Below are 17,954 nucleotides of genomic sequence, written 5' to 3'. Positions count from 1 at the left end.
CTGATTCTCAGCAAGGAATATCTCAGTGTGGCTTTGATTTTAATAAGTATCGTACTCATTCTAATCATTTTCACGGTTAGTAAAAGAAGACACTACTAAGTACAGGGAATAAAAATTTATTAGTTAACAACGCTGAGACAGCCCTTTCTATACTTATCATGAGAATCCATCGCATGTACCTTACCCTACTTCTCAATAAGAACAATCCTCAAACAAGCTTACGGAATAAGAATAGCCTATTCAAATCAGGACCACCCGTCCAACGGGTGGTTTGCTCTAGGGGTATAACCCCTTGTTGCCAAACTGCGCCTAAAGACGCTAGCCTGACCACACATTGTTCAGGCTCAGTGTTATTTGTCATCTTCACTCACCCGTTAAACGGGCTTACTTCTTTTTGTTCCTTTTGTCACTGAATGGATCTTCGTATTCTTTTACACTCAGTTTATCTATCGCTTGGTCATGTGCTTCTTGTTCACGGATATATTTGGCTACCGTGGCTTCATTTAGTCCCACTGTGCTCACGTAGTATCCTTCCGCCCAAAACTTCCGATTCCCATACTTGTACTTTAACCCCGCATGCTTCTCAAAGATCATGAGCGAACTTTTTCCCTTCAGATATCCCATGAACGTGGACACAGCGATCTTCGGCGGTATCGCTACCAGCATGTGCACATGATCCGGCATCATATGTCCCTCTATGATTTCTACTCCTTTGTATTTACATAAACGCTTGAAGATTTCGATCAGATCTTTCCTCACTTGATTATATATTTCTTTCCGTCTATACTTCGGGGTGAACACGATATGATATTTGCACATCCACTTCGTGTGAGCTAGACTATAGCTCTTGTTTGCCATCTTTGACCATTCCTTTCCTTTGAGCCTGAACATCTCAATTCTATCGGAATGGTCTTAGTGGTCAAACCCTCAGTCCCTCCACCCGCATAGCGGGTGGTTTTTTGTTTCGCGCGTTTCACGCACTCAACTGGCTAAAGCCATAATAAAAAGATCGCCTCTCTAGTTAGAGGCGATCTTCATTACTCCACATGCAGAAAACTTTCAATTAACGGCTCACCATTTCAGAATAGCTGTTTTCACTGACTACACGGCGAGCTGTTACATATCGCTCCTTATAATACGCCTCTGACAAGCTGCTGATTCTTACGCCCTTACTGCTGGAAGAGTGAGCGAACTTGTTATCACCTACGTAAATGCCCGCATGCGAAATTCCAGAACCAAATGTGTTAAAAAAGACGAGGTCACCCTCACGTAAATCATCTTTGGCTACAGGAATGCCAGTTTTAGCCTGCGATTGAGAAGTGCGCGGAAGGTCATCTACATTGAACTTCTTAAGTACATATAGAATAAATCCGGAACAATCAAAGCCTGAAGTTGTGGTTCCTCCATAAAGATAAGGGGTTCCTACGACCCGATTCACAACACTGTCCAAGGTTACCTCGCTAGCATATGTACCTGGTGCTGCAGAAGCAAATATAAATGAGGCTGCCAACATGGATACGATGACTTTCTTCAGAAACTTGTTCTCCCTTCAATGCCTACGGAGTTAGCTGAGGATTCGGTTAAAGGTTCCCTATATTCCCTTTTATGCAAGAATAATTCACCCAAAAAATGGTTCCCCCGTTTTCAACGCTGAAATTCGGCAACTTATTAATATTTTGTAACTATTAACACTTTAATAGATAGTAGGCCCCCCTGTCAATCCTTCTAAAAATTTAACTATTAACGTATTTTCTACATACTTTCTTCATTGTTTCTCCATATTTTTGCTTTATAATAACCACTCAATATCATTCTTTGTCTGAAACAATAGTAACGTTTTTGTAATATATTCCAATATCTTTGGTGTATATAAAAAGACGAGTAGTTACTTCCTCCTCGTCTTCTAATCCCGTATATGTCGTTTAATTGATATTACGTTTTCGATTACGATACCTGTGTTTGTTCCAAAGCCGATCCCAGAGATTCTTCAATTCCCATCATCATTTTATAATGGGCATGATGATGTGTAACCACGAATATCTTTTCAAATACCCGTAAGTACTTACTGACTGTATCCATCGGGTGCTCGATATACAAATCATCTCCTGCAAAGTGAGAACCATCATTGGCCCAGGAGATTAAGGATTTACATATGACCTTCTCATCCTCGTCGAATTTATCAATAATGTCCTGATCGCTGTAATTACCATAGATTTTAAAATAATTTTCAATGATTCTACGAATCAAATTCTGAACGGTGATGGAAGAGCTGTGATTGGCTGACTTTAATTCCTGCCACATTAACTCATACGAGCTTTTAATCGGGTTGCTGTTATACGGGGTTGATTCGGTTACATCATTCCATTTTCGGATAATCCAAAATGTCTCATCCGCCATCCTAGCGCCATTTTTGGGCCGGTTTTTTGAAAACGTAATTTCCTTGTGAAAATAGACATTATGCGTTAGAAGAAACAATTGAATGATATTACTTTCTTCGTTGCGTACATCTTCTATAAGTTTGGAAATCAGATTGCTTACGATAAACAATACGTTACTGTCCAAGCTTGAAATTGGGTCATCAATCACAACAACTTTATTCTCAGTAATTAAATCACTGTTATTGCTACCGTTTAATAAGTGCATAAAATAAAGAAAGGTAACAAACGTTTTCTCGCCTTCACTTAATGTTTGATTAACGTCCTCACCATTTGAGCGGATTAACCGATAATTCCCTTGATTTTGTGTATGAGCGAATTTGAAATTAGTAAAATGATAGGCCCTCAGTAACCGATTCATTTCGTTTACAGAGGGGATTACACTCGTAATCTGAGCCTCCAGCCTGTGAATTTCGGATTCCAATGCGACTCTTTCATTCTTCTTTTGGGCTAATGTTACAGAAAGGTTGTCGATTGCTCGTCCTGTTCTATAATCTATACGAACATATTTCTCATGATTTTGCTGATTCTCACTCCAGATAAAATCCCAAATCTGGGTTATCAATTTATTCCCTTCATCCACTCGGTTCTCTATAAAAGTATTATGCTGCTGAATTTGTTCATTCGCTCGGACGATTTCTTCATTGATCACATCGACGAAAGCCGCAATAGTTAACAGTTCGATTGGATGACTGGGATGAGTTTGCTTTTGCTGGAACAAGTCCAAATTATGTGCATTTTTCGAAAGGATCAGTTCATATTGTTGCGAAATGAGATCGAGATTCAAATATGTATTTTTCTTGTCGGTCAATAATAACTCTTGCACTTGATTTTCAAGATAATGATAATACCGTTTATACTGTTCAACTTGATCTTGGAGTTCAATCATCTCTTTTTCGTAATGTTCATTAAAGTAATCATTGAGTTTTTCGGTAAATCCCTCAGGGAGTTGTTGTTGGCAAAAGGGGCATACTCCTTCCGCTTCAGAAACATGTGTATGTCCTTGTTTAACCCAGTCACTAATCGCTAGCTTGGATATAAGCACAGCAATATCGACTTCCTGTTTACCAATGATAGGGGTCTGAAAAATCCGGTGATTGCATACCGCAGACAGATGCTCTATTTTAATCTTTTCAAGAAAGGGTAGCTTCTCATTTGAACCATTAAACAATTTCTGTACTCGCGCTTGGAGGTCTGCTAGAGCACATATTAGTCCGCCTGTCGGTGCTTGCTTACATCTTTTCATAAAGTTTATTCTATTGTTTCTTAAACCCGAAAAGGCCACTGAAAAGATATCGTCATATTTCCGCTTTAATTTCCAACAATCGTCGGTAAACTCATCCTCGTTTTGTTTAGACTCTTTTTGTTTGACCTCTAGATTAGAACTTAACCGACGAATTTCCTCAACTACTTTATCAACTAAGTCTTTTTTGTCCCGGATGGTTTTTTTAATTTCTGTTGATTCTATTCCCAAAGTAAAGATACCTTTGATATCTGAATCTTGGTGGAAATTTTCCTCGACAAACTTTTGGTTATACACCACTGTTTTTAATGGCTGGGAAACCCAGGATATCCTACTATCAGCATAAAGTTCAATTTGTTTAAGAACATTAGATAAGGTTGTTTTCCCACTGCCATTCGAGCCGTAAAAATAGTTAATTTTTTTCAGGTCACTGTAAAGTACACCCTCACTACTATAGGTAGCCACATTTTTAACGGCAATCTCCCTAATCATACTTTGATCCCCCTTGTAATGCTATTCCCCTGTATTCCTCATGTATTTTTTCGAAAATCCAATATTATTATATCATTCATCCACTGATTCCATCGGTAATTTCCGTCAATTTTTGCAAAGATATTCCTCTATTTATTAAAAAAAAGCAGCCTCCAGGGGCTGCTCAGGCTGTCGAGAAAGTCTCGACAGCCTTCTTTATGTGATTTTGGTTTCTTACGACACCGCGTTAATGTTGTATAATATAGGTAACTGTTTATAGAACGGATGGTGTGTCGACATGCTGCGTCCCAATCGAGAAAAACAACAAGCTTACGAATTTGTTTCTATTGAAGATTTGGTTCCTCAAGACCACTTGCTTCGCAAAGTAGATAAATATATTGATTTTTCGTTTATCGATGAGAAGGTTAGACCACTGTATTGCTCGGATAACGGACGCCCTGCGATTGATCCAGTCATGCTGTTTAAGATGATTTTCCTGGGTTACTTCTATGGCATTCGTTCTGAACGTCAGTTAGAACGTGAGGTCCAGACCAATTTAGCTTATCGTTGGTTTCTTGGGCTGGGGCTAACAGACAAGGTTCCAGACCACTCCACGATTAGCTGGAACCGGCGAATTCGATTTAAAGATACGAACATTTTTCAGGATATTTTCGACGAGATTGTGATCCAGGCGATTTCGCACCGGATGGTGGGCGGACGGGTTCTAGTCTCGGATTCTACTCACGTCAAGGCGAATGCGAATAAACACCAATACACGAAACAAATGGTACTGCAAAATACCAAGGATTATGTGGACGAGCTTAACACTGCCGTAGAAGCAGACCGGAAAAACCATGGAAAAAAGCCCTGAAACCTAGAGAGGAAGTGAACGAAGAAAAAGAAATTAAGGTGAGCAAAACTGATCCCGACAGCGGGTACATGATCCGCGACGGTAAACCGGAAGGCTTCTTTTACCTAGACCACCGGACGGTAGATATGAAATATAATCTCATTACAGATGTCCATGTCACGCCCGGAAATGTCCATGATTCTGTGCCGTATTTGTCGCGTCTGGACCGCCAGAAGGAACGTTTTGGATTTCAAGTGAAAGCCATTGCGCTAGATTCAGGGTATCTAACAACGCCGATTTGCCGTGGTCTGCAAAACCGAAAGATTTTTGCTGTTATTGCTCACCGGAGATTCCATCCCAAGCAAGGACTGTTTCCCAAATGGAAGTTCACATTTGACGCTGAGCGAGAATTGTACGTCTGTCCGGCGGGTCAAGAACTGAAGTACCGGACAACAGACCGCAAAGGGTACCAGCAATATGCGTCAGATCCGGAGCAATGTAAAAGTTGTCCGTTTTTAAACCAGTGTACGCAGTCCAAAAACCACCGAAAAATGGTGACCCGGCATGTCTGGGAGGACAGCAAGGATTGGGTCCGGAACAACCGGCTTAGCAAGTCAGGTAAGCAGTTGTACCGCAAACGAAAAGAAACGATTGAGCGAAGCTTCGCGGATGCTAAAGAGCTCCATGGGTTTCGCTATTGCCGGTTGCGCGGACTGCCGAATGTCAGGGAACAAGCACTGATGACGGCAACCGTGCAGAACATGAAGAAGATGGCGATCCACCTGGATCGCCGGGAAAAACGGGGATAACCCCCTCGCTTTCCCGTTCGTGGGCAGTCATTGAAATACAAAAGAAACCCAAGGTCTTTTATGACCTGGGTTTCTCGACACTCTGAGGAACTGATGGGATCAGTTCCTTTTTTCATAATGATCATTTTATAAAACTTAGCGTAAGCTGGAAAGTTCTCGTTTTAATTGTTCATTCTGTACCGCTGCCTCGAAATAGTCTGCGTGAATGGTCCAATCCGTTTCTATTTGTTTAGAGATTACTTTATTCACTGTCTTTTCCCCAAACAAAACCGATCCTATACTTAACGGCACTATATATACCCGATTCCATGACCATGCCATTGCCTTATTCCTCCTCTGAATTCTTAAATGTGTAATCTTTGATTGACTTTATTTTAAGAGATTAATATGTAAGATTCGTGTTCTTTATTTGAGTTTTGTGTGTGATTTTGCTCATAAGGGAGAAAACACCCTCCAACTGCTTAAATAAAATCCGATGCACACCAATACACCTAACCTAAAAAAGCAGGGTATCTCTTGAATTCGAGATACTCCTGCTCGATGTTTCATTGCACTCGTTACGCTCTTGCCATCTGCCGGCAAGCTTCTGCACATTCGCGGCAGAATTTTGCGCATTCTTGACAATGGGCATCTTTAAACGCTTCACAATCTTTGGCGCATGCTTCGCAAACCATGGCACACAGCTCGCAACTTGCCTTCGCAAACATACTGTCTCTGCTCATTAATTGAGCTGCCTGAAGGCAGATTTCTGCGCAATCGTTCAGCATCTTGATCATTGAGGTTCTTGCTTGAACATCAGTCTCTTTTAGGCATGCTGAAAAACATTCTTCGCAAGCCTGTGCACATTTTAGGCAGGCTTCAATACAATGCGTATAGTGCTTTGGAGTAGCGGAGTTGGCAAGTAACATTTTCATTCCCTCTCTTTTCATTATTTGAATGTTGTTTGATCGTTAGTTATTATCTAAATAAAGACCAAATATATACACGTCCGGAGACTCCGCTTTCTAATAATGCGATTGAATTGCTCTATGATCCAGAGTTATACGTACTCAGATTAACGAATCCAAGCATTACCTTTGATTTACTACGAACTTGAGCTATCTAGGGGATAATAGCTTAAAATCTCATCGGTAAGATGCTAAAGACATTCCTAAAAGGTGTTAGAATCGCAGATAACGATGAATTAGTAAAAACAGCTTATTAGCTTACAGGGCAAATGATTCCCTGATTGAAATACACTTTATGAATGCCATGCACGACAAACAGCGCCATGCCTCGTCATTCTATTTTATGTATAGTGGTTTCTGACCGCAGACCTCAGTATCGGCCAGCAACATATGAGAATGTGCTCATTGACAACTAGCATTTTTTCGCTTATGCCGAACAGTTAACCATGGGCCACCTCAACGGGAAATATCTCAGAAAGAGGGAAACTGGGATTGGCCTCTCTTTAAAATCAAAAGTGATTTGATTTCGATCCCAGAGGGGTAATCCTAACGTAATCCGAAGGGGCACTGCCATATTCCTCGTAAGGTGTTGAACCCATAGAAAAACCGTTCGATTTATTTTTTTCAAAGGACTCTCGCTAAATATAACGGGTCTCCATAGGGTATGTTTGCGTAAACAACCGGACTTTCGTTTTGAAATAGTGCTCCAAATTACGGTGATAATACAAATACTCATGCTGCTTGTATGAGAATATTTTTGAGAACAGTTTGAAGATTTATACGTACTTACTCCTGATCGTGTTGTTTGAACGTACAATGTACGGTGACCAATGTAGTGAGGATGGTTATAGAATAGATTTACCCTTCGTTAGATTCGAAAAAAGCAATACGTTAGGTAGATCACACCACATTACAACCTCAAAGTGTAGTTGTTAAAAAATGATAAGGGGAGACGATTGAAAGGGCATGATCCATTATTGGATTATACCCTTCTTCTCTTCTCCCCAATATAATACAATAAGTTTACAATTTAACACGCTGCAACCGAAGCGCATTCAGAACCACAGAAACTGAACTTAATGCCATAGCTGCTCCAGCAACCCAAGGTGCAAGCAAACCAATCGCCGCTATCGGGATACCGATAGAATTATACGCAAGCGCCCAGTAACAGGTTTTGCCGAATATTCCCCATCGTTTTTCGACTCATATAGATCGCATCCGGAATACTATTGAGATCTCCTCGCATGAGAGTTACGTCAGCAGCTTCCATCGCTACATCTGTTCCTGTACCCATCGCCATTCCAATATCCGCCATGGCAAGGGCGGGAGCATCATTGATGCCGTCTCCGACCATTGCGACTTTTTTCCCTTGAGCCTGTAATTTCTTTACTTCATCTGCTTTACCTTCGGGGAGAACTTCAGCCAATACACGCGTAATTCCAACCTGCTTGGCAATTGCTTCAGCTGTTCGATGGTTATCACCCGTAATCATAATGACTTCGATCCCCATGTCATTAAGCCGTTTAACAGCCTGTGCCGAGGTTTCCTTAATGGTATCTGCAACCGCTACTATACCGGCATACTGCCGATCTACAGCAATCAGCATGGCTGTTTTGCCTGCCTGCTCCAGTTGGTCCATCTGATCTTGCGCATGATTGATGGACACTTGAAACTGAGCCATGAGTTTTCTCGTACCCACGAGAATTTCCTTGCCCATCACATTTGCCTTAATACCATGCCCAGGTATCGCTTCAAACGTGTCCGTTCTCGGCAATTGGATACCCTTAGCGATAATCCCAGCAACTATAGCTTCAGCCAGAGGATGCTCGGAGTTCTTCTCTGCCGCGCCGACAAGGGCCAGCAGATCTGTTTCCATCCAGCCGGAAACCACGACGTCAGTCAGTTCCGGTTTGCCTTTTGTCACCGTTCCGGTTTTATCTAAGATGATGGTATTAATGCGGTGGGTAGCTTCTAGGTGTTCACCGCCTTTAAACAGGATTCCCGACTCTGCGGCTCTTCCTGAACCTGCCATAATGGAAGTCGGTGTCGCAAGTCCCAGGGCACAAGGACAAGCAATGACGAGTATCGCAATCGCAATCTCCAGTGCGTTTGCAAACTCTCCTGGCGTAATCCAAACAAACCAAGCGATAAACGCAAGAACCGAGATCGCTACGACGATCGGAACAAATATACCTGAAATGGCATCTGCTACACGTTGAATAGGAGCTTTGGAACCTTGGGCCTCTTCAACCACTTTAATAATCTGAGCCAGGGCCGTTTCTTTTCCGACTTTGGTCGCTTGAATTCGAAGTACTCCGTTCTTGTTAATCGTTGCACCAATGACAGGATCTCCCGTTCTTTTCTCAACCGGCAGGCTTTCTCCAGTTAACATAGCCTCATCTACGGAAGAAGCCCCCTCCACCACCTCGCCGTCAACCGGGATTTTCTCCCCTGGTTTTACGATTACGATGTCACCGGCCACGACTTCTTCGACAGGGATAGTCATTTCCTGTCCATCGCGAACAACCAATGCCGTCTTGGCTTGAAGACCCATCAGTGTTTTAATCGCTTCAGACGTTCTTCCTTTGGCAAGAGCCTCGAACAATTTCCCGAGGATGACCAGTGTAATCAAGATAGAGCTGGTCTCATAGTACATTTCCGGTCCATGAGCCCCCGCACCGGCTTGAACCCATTCGAGCGTCAAATAGAGGCTATAGAAGTATGCTGCCGAAGTCCCGAGGGCTACCAGAACGTCCATATTGGCACTTTTATTACGCAGCGCTTTATACGCACCAACATAGAAATGGCCACCGATATAAAATTGAACTGGTGTAGCCAAAATCAGTTGGAACCAAGGGTCCATGAAAATCATAGGCATCCAAATCCAAGATAGGAACGAGAAGTGGCTGATCATGGACCATAGTAATGGTAAAGAGAGAAGGGCTGAAATGATAAACCGTCTTTTTTGTTTAGAGATTTCTTTTTGTTTATGTGCGGAGGCGTCCTGCTGCCCTTCCTTCGGCATGGCCTTATACCCGAGTTGCTCCACCTTTTTTTGCATGTCTTCCAAAGTAACAGTCGCTGGGTCGTACTCGACCCGGGCTGTTTCAAGGGCAAGATTAACATTTGCCGTTACAACACCGGGCATTTTGTTTAATCCCTTTTCAATCCGATTGGCGCAAGCGGCGCATGTCATCCCAGTGATTTGGAAATCCGTGGTTTGCTTTACAGTGCCGTAGCCTAAATGTTCAATCTGTTCTTGCATTTGCGGAATGGTTGCACGTTTGGGATCAAACGTCAAAGTCGCCCGTTCCAAGGCGAAATTCACATTTGCTTCCGTCACCCCATCCATTTTTCTTAATCCTTTCTCGATCCGGTTGGCACAAGCAGCACAAGTCATTCCTGTGATCTGTAAGGTTGTTTGCTCCTCACTTTTAGATATCGTTGAACTCATTATCTATCCCTCCCTCATACCCCCAGGGGGTACATTGTGTTGAAAAAAAGGAGCCATCTTGACGATGGCTGCTTACGGACTTAGACGACATCGTAACCTTGCTCTTCGATGGCATTCTTTATGGCTTCCAAGGATACACTAGATTCATCAAAAACGACCTCAACTGTCTTTTTCTCCAGGTTCACTTTTGCATCAGCCCCAATGTTTTTAACGGCTCCTTCAACACTTTTTACACAATGTCCGCAAGACATTCCTTCTACATGTAATGTTTCGTTCTTCATCTTTCATTCCTCCATATCGTTTGTTTATTTCATTAATTTATTCATGGTAACCAGAATCTCATCAATCACTTCATGTTCGCCGGATTGGATTCGTTCAATCACGCAGCTTTTCATATGACCTTCCAGAACCATTTTCCCTACGCTATTGAGAGCCGACTGAATCGCCGCAATTTGATTTAGAACGTCATCGCAATAGGTATCTTTTTCTATCATCCCTTTAACCCCACGAATTTGACCCTCAATCCGGTTTAACCGGGTCATTAGATTGGCCTTCGTTTGATCAGAATGATGACTTTTTCGATGATGTCCATGAGATGCAGTCTGTTCCACTGATTGTTCCATGTGCCTCACCTCTCACCATCAATATACCATACCCCCCTACCGTATGTAAACAGGGGATTAGGAAGTACTTCATCTCCTTTTTTAGTCTGTTCATTTAACCTCTTTGTTTATGCACCTGTATATAACCTCTGCCTTTTGTAATTTTTGCAGAAACTGTGGTTAATTACAGCCCACAATGATCCTCAGTTTGATCACGATAGACGAAGTCACGGTCTTCGGAAACCCTTGAAATCATGTAAATGATAATTGGCTTTTAGCTGAGATAATTATAGTGTGCCTCATATTGATAAGCTTCGCTTGATCGTCTTTCTAATGGGATAGGAATTTGACTTCCTGAACGGCACCATCAAATAAAGACTGTCAAGCCCGTGGTATATATCAACGGGCTTGTTCTATATATCATTAAGGTAAGTCTAGTGATTGGCCGTACATGATGCTACAGTTTGAAGATACGGATAGACTTTAGCAATTGGTCAACCGATTGGGACATGTTTTCAAGAGCCCCTGATATCTGGTTAACCATTTGACTTTGCATATCCGAAGTTTGGACCACACCTTGAATACGAGAAGAAGTGTGTTCGGCAATCGTAGTCACATCCGCAACAGAATCAGAAATGTAGTGAGAATCTGTTGACATTTGTCTTGTTGCTTGATATACATTTTGATTCTGAGAAGCTACATGTTGAGAGGAGATAATGATCTGTTCGAAGGATTTCCCTGCAGAGATTAGGTGCTGGTTCCCCGCTGTTAATTGAGCTAAACTTGTGTTCATCCCTTCGGCTGCTTCACTGGTGATATGTTGAACCTTTTCAATGAGTATTCTTATTTCTTGGGCTGAGTTTTCAGACTGCTCAGCTAGTTTTTTCACTTCATCTGCAACCACAGAAAATCCTCTCCCAGCTTCTCCTGCACGCGCAGCCTCAATGGAAGCATTCAACGACAGCAAATGGGTCTGTGAGGATAAATCGGTAATAACGGTCGCAATGTTCCCGATACTGCCTGAGCTATCCGATAATTGTTGTATTTTACTAGCTACATGTGTGATGGATGCGTTCAAATGGTTGATTACAGAAATGATGCTTAGAAGCCAATCGTTGCCTTGATCCGCATGCACAACCATATTTTCCGATGCACTGGCGACTTGTGATGACCTTTGAACGATTTCTTGTATGCTAATTTGGATATGTTCAACGGCCTCCATACTTTGATTCATGCCCTCAACCTGTTTGGATGCACCTTGGAGTATGGATTGCAAGGTACGATCGATCTCAAGTGATGAATCTCCTACGCCATTGATATGCATTTGAACAACACCAGAAACTTTATGTACCTCATCCGCGGCCTGCTGAGCCTTAGACACTAGTGTATGTAAGTTATGAGTCATTAGATTAAATGCTCTCGAAAGGATACCCAACTCATCCTTAGAAGTGACGGGGATATCTGTGATACTAAGATCGCCATTTGCAACTCGTTCCGCCATGATAGTGACTTGTCTTAAGGGTGCGGTTAATTTTCTTGTGAAAAGAGCGGTGAGGAATAAAGCGATAAGGAGTCCGATCATCGTAAATACAATCATTTTTACTTTAAAACGACTAATTGCCTGATTATACATTTCCTTGCCCATACTAATATGGAACGCCCCAATTACAGTTCCGTCTGAGGATCTAATGGGTTCATAGATCGCCATTTCAGTTCCATCATGCGCTTCACCTACATACGACTTTCCACCTAAGACGATGGATTTTACGTTCGACTCAAGTATTATTTCTGTGATGTTCATATTATGGCTACCCTTAGACGATGCAGCTACACCCTTCTCGCCTTTAAAAATTACAATATCATCACCAGTTAATGCGCCAACGAACAAAGCAACGTCATGATTTCCCTCTATAGAGACCTCGCCTTTAAACAACTTCCCATCCTTCAGCGTCCATTCTCCGGGAAATTTAACATCTAGCAGTGCAGTCGCTAACTTTGTGTTAGACACCATCTTTTGTTCTGCGAGGTGGGTAACCTGGGCATTCATATTCGCGATGGCATAAGTACTGAAGGAAACGATGAGTATTAAAATGAAAAGGCTTATATATAGAATCAGTTTGCTGGATAACTTCATTTCGTTCCTCCACCTTTGTTATTCACATGAAGATAGCTCTAATAAGGCTAGTTAAAAAAGGAGACCGCCACCCCAACTTAGGAGTGCGCGATCTCTCAGACTGACAGTTATTGATCAGAATAAATCGGTAAAATCTCACTTGATGCAGTACAATTAGTGTTTTTTGTTTCGCATCATTAAAGGCATAAGTACGAGATGTGAAAGCGGGCATAACAACAATACACTATAGGCAAGCATATTACTTGTTGAACCACTTACATTATTAGCAATGATTAAAATAACGAACAGCACGATCGGAAGTATACAACACATCATCATCATCAGACGATGGGCTGGGCCTTTTTTATGATGATTGTTATGACTGTCATGCTGGTTATGGTTTCCGCAACAGCTCATGAAATAACCTCCTTAAACTTTAATCATATAGTCTATTAAATACTTACGCTCTGCCCAGGGATATCTGTCCTATGGTTTCTTTGCATCATTTCATCCATATTGGAATCCCGCATCATCTCATCCATTGTGGTACCTTCCATCATGTCCACCATATCCGGTTTTTTCATCATTTCACTCATGTCTTTATCTTCCATCATTTTTTCCATATCAAGTCCATTCATCATTTCGTCCATGCCTGGCTGCTTCATCATTTCAGACATATCGGTATTGCTCATCATATCCGTCATAACTTCATCGTTCATTGTATCGTTCATGTTCGCCATATGGTGAAAATACGTCTCCTGCTGAGCTACCTCTTGCTTGGAAGAAACATCCCCTTTGGAGATGTCGGAATCAACTCCTGTAGCGTATACTGCGGAACCGATTCCCAACGTCAATATAAAAGCACCCAAGCCAGTTAATAATTTCGCATTCATTTTTCTTTTCGCCTCCTGTAACTCCATGGTACAAGAGATCCTTGTGGAATTTATGTAGCATTTATGGGCTTTTAATGGAGAATACATTTTAATCCTTTCTCATATCACTGTTTGTAGGTAGAGGACACGCTTTACAAGTAGCTTATTCAACCAAACTCACATTAAAAGGAGGGATTAAAGTGTCATCCTTAGGACTTGCAGTTGTTTTTTATATCTTCATTTTGGTCTGGTCTTTTGTCATTATCCTGCGATTTAAGGCGACAGTTACAGAATCGATTCGAATGGTTTCGCCTATGGTAGTCGGGATGATTGTTGGTTTTGGAGGCGGTACTTTGAGCGGCCTCTATATTGCCGGCCCTGTTCAATCTTTGGTGTTAGGTGTCCTTCTAGGGATCTTTTCTGGAAGCATAATAGGAGGACTGATGGGTTTGGGGGCGTTCTTAAACGGAGCATCGTCTGGGATGATGGCCGGATTAATGGGGGTTATGCTGATACAAATGTTTCCTCAATCAGAATGGAAAGATGTTCTATTCTTTTTTATGGTCGTATCCGGATTCTTGCAATTTGCCCACACTTTATTGTTGCAGCGCTTATCTAGCGAGAACGTAATCGAAGGTACTTTTAAGGTCTTGAGTTCACCGCTATTCATGTTCCTCTTCATTTCAACAGTCCTTATGGTATATGTCACCGTTGCAAATCATAACGATCCTGAACAAGCGAAGCCGCTAAGTTTACAAAAAACGATTCAGAATACGAACCATACAAATCATTAATCTTTGAGGATCGGGTTCAATGTTCACATAAGATAGCTACCAGACAGTTTTAAAGTGGTAATATGAAGAGTTGGCCTTATATAAAAAAAAGCCACCATGGCGTTCCCATGGTGGCAGATACAACTGTACTCCGCCATAACTGAAGAACACGGCAGAGCCGGTTTTAATCCATTCACCCCAGGCAAATGACTACTAGTTACTTGCGGAGCTATATCAATGATATCAACACTACCTATATGGTAGATCCAAAATAGCTATGCGATAAGCACAAAGGATGTTCTCTTCCACTCATGCACCTTACACCCTATGTACTGTCTCTTTCACCTGGTTCCTTGTGAAGAAATAAAGGAACACAGACAGAGAAATAACAAGAATACTCATACTCGTCCACTGACCTGCTGTCCAGCCTAACGCATAACGCGGTGAATCTCCACGCAGAAATTCCATAGAAAACCGGACCAGGGCATACATAATATTATAACTTAAAAATTGTCCACCTTTAGGCAACTTTATATTCTTCAAGACTAGAAGAATACCAAAGACGATTAAGTCAAGCTGACCTTCCCATATTTCAGCAGGCCATAACGGAACTGAACCATAGCGCTCGAAAGCTATAGTCCCTTCTGGATAAACAATTCCGAAGCCAGTCCCGGTCGGGGCCCCAAATGCATCTCCATTTAAAAAGCAGGCAATTCGGCCGACAGCTTGTCCAAATATGATTGCCGGCGCTAGAATATCCGCAAGTCCCCAAAAAGAAATCTTCTCTTTCCGCGCATAATAAGCTACCGCAATAAAACCACCTATTAACGCTCCCTGGATTGAAATGCCACCATTCCAAATCGCGAATATTTCCCCCAAATGTTTTGAATAATAACCCCACTGAAAAAAGAATACATGCCATATTCTTGCGCCAATTATTGCACTAAATATTACGTAGAAGACTAGATTCAATATATGTTTTTGATAGTTGGTCCCTCGAGCTAAATAATATGCAACACCTATCGCAAGTAGCACTGCCAACCCTACTATCACGCCATAGGATCTAATCGAAAGTCCTGCAACTTCGAATAAGATTACTCTCAAATCATTTCCTCCTTAGCCTCGTTATGGAGTAATACTGATACCATTCGGAGTCGCACCTACGTTGATTGTTGTAATTACTTGATTTGTTTCATTATCGATCACTGTTACGGTGTTATCGAACATATTCGTCACAAAGATCTTGCTGCCATCCGGGTTGATGACTACACCATGCGCCCCTGTGCCTGTCTCTGTCGTTGCTGTTACTTGTTTTGTCACGAGATCAATTTTTGAAATGCTATGTGACGGATTTTCTTCTGTACCTTGGTTCGCTATTACGGCATATTTATTATCAGCAGAAATGTATACCTGAGCAGGGCCATTACCGACAGGCACTTTTGTAATGTTAGAAGAATCCAAATCTACTACAGCGGCTGCATTTTCTGCGTTTAATGGAACGACAAGGATTTTTCCATCACTCGTGATTCCCGTCGTTACAGGTGTATTACCTACACTGATTTTTTGTTTTTCATTCATAGCATCCAAGTCCAACACACTTACCGTGTCTTCGGCCATATTTGCTATATAGGCATATTTGCTGTCTGTGGATATTCTAAATCCATGCGGTCCCGTTCCGGTTGGAATGGAATTTACTATTTTTAAGGACTTGGCATCAATTACAGATGCATCGTTTCCTTCATTATTCGTAACCAATACATACTTCCCATCATTTGTGAACACAATATGAGCCGGATGAGCCCCGACCTCAACTTTTTGAATTAGTTCGTCTGATGATGTGCTAAAAAAATAAGCATACCCATTCATTTCATGTTCACTTTGCTCGTTCTCTGCTCCCTCTTCCATCTCCCCCATAGTAGGAACCACTGTAACTCCTACCGTTTTCCCATCGGGTGAAATTTGTACGTTATGAACCGAACCGTCAATATCGATCGACTTAATGACTTTGTATGTGGTTGCATCAATTTTAGTAATACTACCACCTTCATCAGCAGTATATAAAATCACTGGTGAGCTATTTTGGGAATTCGAGGTACCGGTAGTAGGTTTAGCATTTGTTGCAGTAGTTGCAGATGGAGTCGGATCTGAACTATTCTTTTGCGCCGATCCACAGGCAGTAATGCTAACACTTAAAAAGGCTACGGTGAGGACATTCATCCACTTTTTTCTCATATTGTTCATCTCCATGAAGTTTACTTGTTAAGACTTCCCTAAAAATATAGCTAAATGTACATGCTATTTCTCTAAGTGTTTTTAATTTTAACTATCATTTATGTGTTAAGTATGTGCTTTTTGTGGGAAAACATCTTAATTAACATTCCAAATATTACGCCTAAACAAGTCTTTGAATCCTGTGATAGGATGACGTCAGTTTCACAAAAAACAAACGAAGGGAAGTCTATCATGAAAAAGAATTTTGCCATTTTATTGCTTTCTACCTCTCTGGCAATCAGTATGTTCGGTGTGCAATCGACAACGTCATCCGCAGCTAGTTATACTTCGCAAGAGTCTATAAGTACTGTAAGGAATAGTATCATCTCCAAAGGAATGACATACTTAGGTACCCCGTATGAATTTGGGTCCAGTAGAAGTAATACTAGAACCTTTGATTGCTCTGATTTCGTTAGACAAGCCTATCTTGAAGGGGCAGGAATCACTTTACCCTCTAATTCGAGAACTCAAGGTGCCTTCATCAAGAGCAAAGGGTCTTATACAACAAATTGGAAAAGCCTAAAGCCTGGAGATATTATGTTCTTTATGTCTCACCGTGGAAATAAAGCTTCAGATTATCAAGGAATTAATAGAAATACAGCACGAATTACTCATAATGGAATCTATCTGGGAAACGGAAAAATCCTACAAACCTACTCAAAAAAATCGGGTGGAGTTCGAATCGATACGATAGAGGGCACTCAATGGGAAAAACGCTTTCTTTTCGGAGGAAGTGTTTTAAGAAAGTAAGGCTACACTTAACTAAAGGTTGCCGATTAGAGTTTTTGTGATTTACGGAATTTTAAAGCAGCGTCAGAACAAGACTTGACAAATAAGATCTTAGATTAGTGTGTTTCTGTTCAACTAACGTTTCCCGTTGGAGATTAATGAAGTATCTTCAGTCTAGAACTTTATTTTCTTTTGACACATGTGTTATTTGATATTTATCAAATCGGCAATAGTATCAAGTTCTTGTCCATTTTCGGCAAAGGGACCAAGTTCTTGTCCTGCGAAAAGGACAAGAACTTGGTCCCTTAAATAAAAAAAACCGCGCTTGGCGCGGGCTGTTATGGGACTATGTTCTTGTCCTCCTACAGGACAAGAACATATATCG

General features: G+C 41.5%; 15 protein-coding genes, 1 pseudogene and 1 riboswitch. Of the genes and pseudogenes, 3 read left to right on the top strand and 13 right to left on the bottom strand.

Annotated features, from left to right (window positions below):
• Nucleotides 1-384: 384 nt before the first annotated feature.
• The 3 genes from tnpA to AQR02_RS12260 all read right to left on the bottom strand — a co-directional run bounded on the left by tnpA (nt 385) and on the right by AQR02_RS12260 (nt 4,170).
• Nucleotides 385-858, bottom strand: coding sequence for an IS200/IS605 family transposase (gene tnpA, locus AQR02_RS12270; protein WP_054940740.1), 474 nt, complete (start codon nt 856-858; stop codon nt 385-387).
• A 205-nt stretch (nt 859-1,063) separates the two neighbouring features.
• Nucleotides 1,064-1,534, bottom strand: a complete 471-nt coding sequence (locus AQR02_RS12265) for a C40 family peptidase (RefSeq protein WP_054940739.1) — start codon at nt 1,532-1,534, stop codon at nt 1,064-1,066.
• Nucleotides 1,535-1,538: 4 nt separating this feature from the next.
• Nucleotides 1,539-1,673: riboswitch (cyclic di-AMP (ydaO/yuaA leader) on the bottom strand.
• A 271-nt stretch (nt 1,674-1,944) separates the two neighbouring features.
• The gene (locus tag AQR02_RS12260) at nt 1,945-4,170 is read right to left on the bottom strand and encodes an AAA family ATPase (RefSeq protein WP_054940738.1); all 2,226 of its coding nucleotides are present in this window, start codon (nt 4,168-4,170) and stop codon (nt 1,945-1,947) included.
• Between the two features lie 277 nt (nt 4,171-4,447).
• On the opposite strand from AQR02_RS12260, the gene AQR02_RS31315 reads away from it, so the two are divergent.
• Nucleotides 4,448-5,808, top strand: a protein-coding gene (locus AQR02_RS31315) for an IS1182 family transposase (RefSeq protein WP_108722003.1) whose coding sequence is annotated in 2 segments (ribosomal slippage) — nt 4,448-5,018 and nt 5,018-5,808 — 1,362 coding nt in all. Because the reading frame shifts where the segments join, the coding sequence is not laid out codon by codon here.
• A 135-nt stretch (nt 5,809-5,943) separates the two neighbouring features.
• Here the strand turns inward: AQR02_RS31315 and AQR02_RS12245 are convergent.
• From AQR02_RS12245 to AQR02_RS12220, 7 genes and pseudogenes are all read right to left on the bottom strand, one after another.
• Nucleotides 5,944-6,129, bottom strand: coding sequence for a hypothetical protein (locus AQR02_RS12245; RefSeq protein WP_054940736.1), 186 nt, complete (start codon nt 6,127-6,129; stop codon nt 5,944-5,946).
• A gap of 236 nt (nt 6,130-6,365) precedes the next feature.
• Entirely contained in the window at nt 6,366-6,716 is a 351-nt protein-coding gene (locus AQR02_RS35710; protein WP_068724072.1) for a four-helix bundle copper-binding protein, read from the bottom strand.
• Between the two features lie 1,062 nt (nt 6,717-7,778).
• A pseudogene (locus AQR02_RS12240) lies at nt 7,779-10,209 on the bottom strand (heavy metal translocating P-type ATPase).
• 80 nt (nt 10,210-10,289) lie between these two features.
• Nucleotides 10,290-10,490: a copper ion binding protein gene (locus AQR02_RS12235; protein ID WP_054940735.1), complete on the bottom strand. Its 201-nt coding sequence runs from the start codon at nt 10,488-10,490 to the stop codon at nt 10,290-10,292.
• 24 nt (nt 10,491-10,514) lie between these two features.
• Nucleotides 10,515-10,832 carry a metal-sensitive transcriptional regulator gene (locus AQR02_RS12230; RefSeq protein ID WP_054940734.1) on the bottom strand — a complete coding sequence of 106 codons (318 nt, stop codon included), beginning with the start codon at nt 10,830-10,832 and terminating at the stop codon, nt 10,515-10,517.
• 436 nt (nt 10,833-11,268) lie between these two features.
• Nucleotides 11,269-12,945, bottom strand: a complete 1,677-nt coding sequence (locus AQR02_RS12225; RefSeq protein ID WP_054940733.1) for a methyl-accepting chemotaxis protein — start codon at nt 12,943-12,945, stop codon at nt 11,269-11,271.
• 431 nt (nt 12,946-13,376) lie between these two features.
• The gene (locus tag AQR02_RS12220; RefSeq protein ID WP_054940732.1) at nt 13,377-13,817 is read right to left on the bottom strand and encodes a hypothetical protein; all 441 of its coding nucleotides are present in this window, start codon (nt 13,815-13,817) and stop codon (nt 13,377-13,379) included.
• 179 nt (nt 13,818-13,996) lie between these two features.
• Between AQR02_RS12220 and AQR02_RS12215 the strand changes: the two genes are divergently transcribed.
• On the top strand, nt 13,997-14,590 hold the full coding sequence (locus AQR02_RS12215; RefSeq protein ID WP_054940731.1) for a hypothetical protein: 594 nt from the start codon (nt 13,997-13,999) through the stop codon (nt 14,588-14,590).
• 297 nt (nt 14,591-14,887) lie between these two features.
• On the opposite strand, the gene lgt is transcribed toward AQR02_RS12215, so the two are convergent.
• Entirely contained in the window at nt 14,888-15,673 is a 786-nt protein-coding gene (gene lgt / locus AQR02_RS12210) for a prolipoprotein diacylglyceryl transferase (protein ID WP_054940730.1), read from the bottom strand.
• Nucleotides 15,674-15,694: 21 nt separating this feature from the next.
• Nucleotides 15,695-16,801 (bottom strand): YVTN family beta-propeller repeat protein, encoded by a 1,107-nt coding sequence (locus tag AQR02_RS12205; RefSeq protein WP_054940729.1) that lies wholly within the window; start codon nt 16,799-16,801, stop codon nt 15,695-15,697.
• Nucleotides 16,802-17,032: 231 nt separating this feature from the next.
• Here AQR02_RS12205 and AQR02_RS12200 point away from each other — a divergent pair, with 231 nt between their 5' ends.
• Entirely contained in the window at nt 17,033-17,590 is a 558-nt protein-coding gene (locus tag AQR02_RS12200; RefSeq protein WP_245237358.1) for a C40 family peptidase, read from the top strand.
• A gap of 183 nt (nt 17,591-17,773) precedes the next feature.
• Here AQR02_RS12200 and AQR02_RS33080 read toward each other — a convergent pair.
• The coding region (locus AQR02_RS33080; protein WP_209444153.1) for a hypothetical protein at nt 17,774-17,954 on the bottom strand (181 nt) is incomplete at its 5' end.

The sequence above is a fragment of the Paenibacillus ihuae genome (assembly GCF_001368795.1).
In the GTDB taxonomy this organism is placed as follows: domain Bacteria; phylum Bacillota; class Bacilli; order Paenibacillales; family Paenibacillaceae; genus Paenibacillus_AQ; species Paenibacillus_AQ ihuae.
The sequence above is the reverse complement of the archived record's forward strand: the minus strand, read 5'-3'. Positions and strand labels throughout refer to the sequence as shown.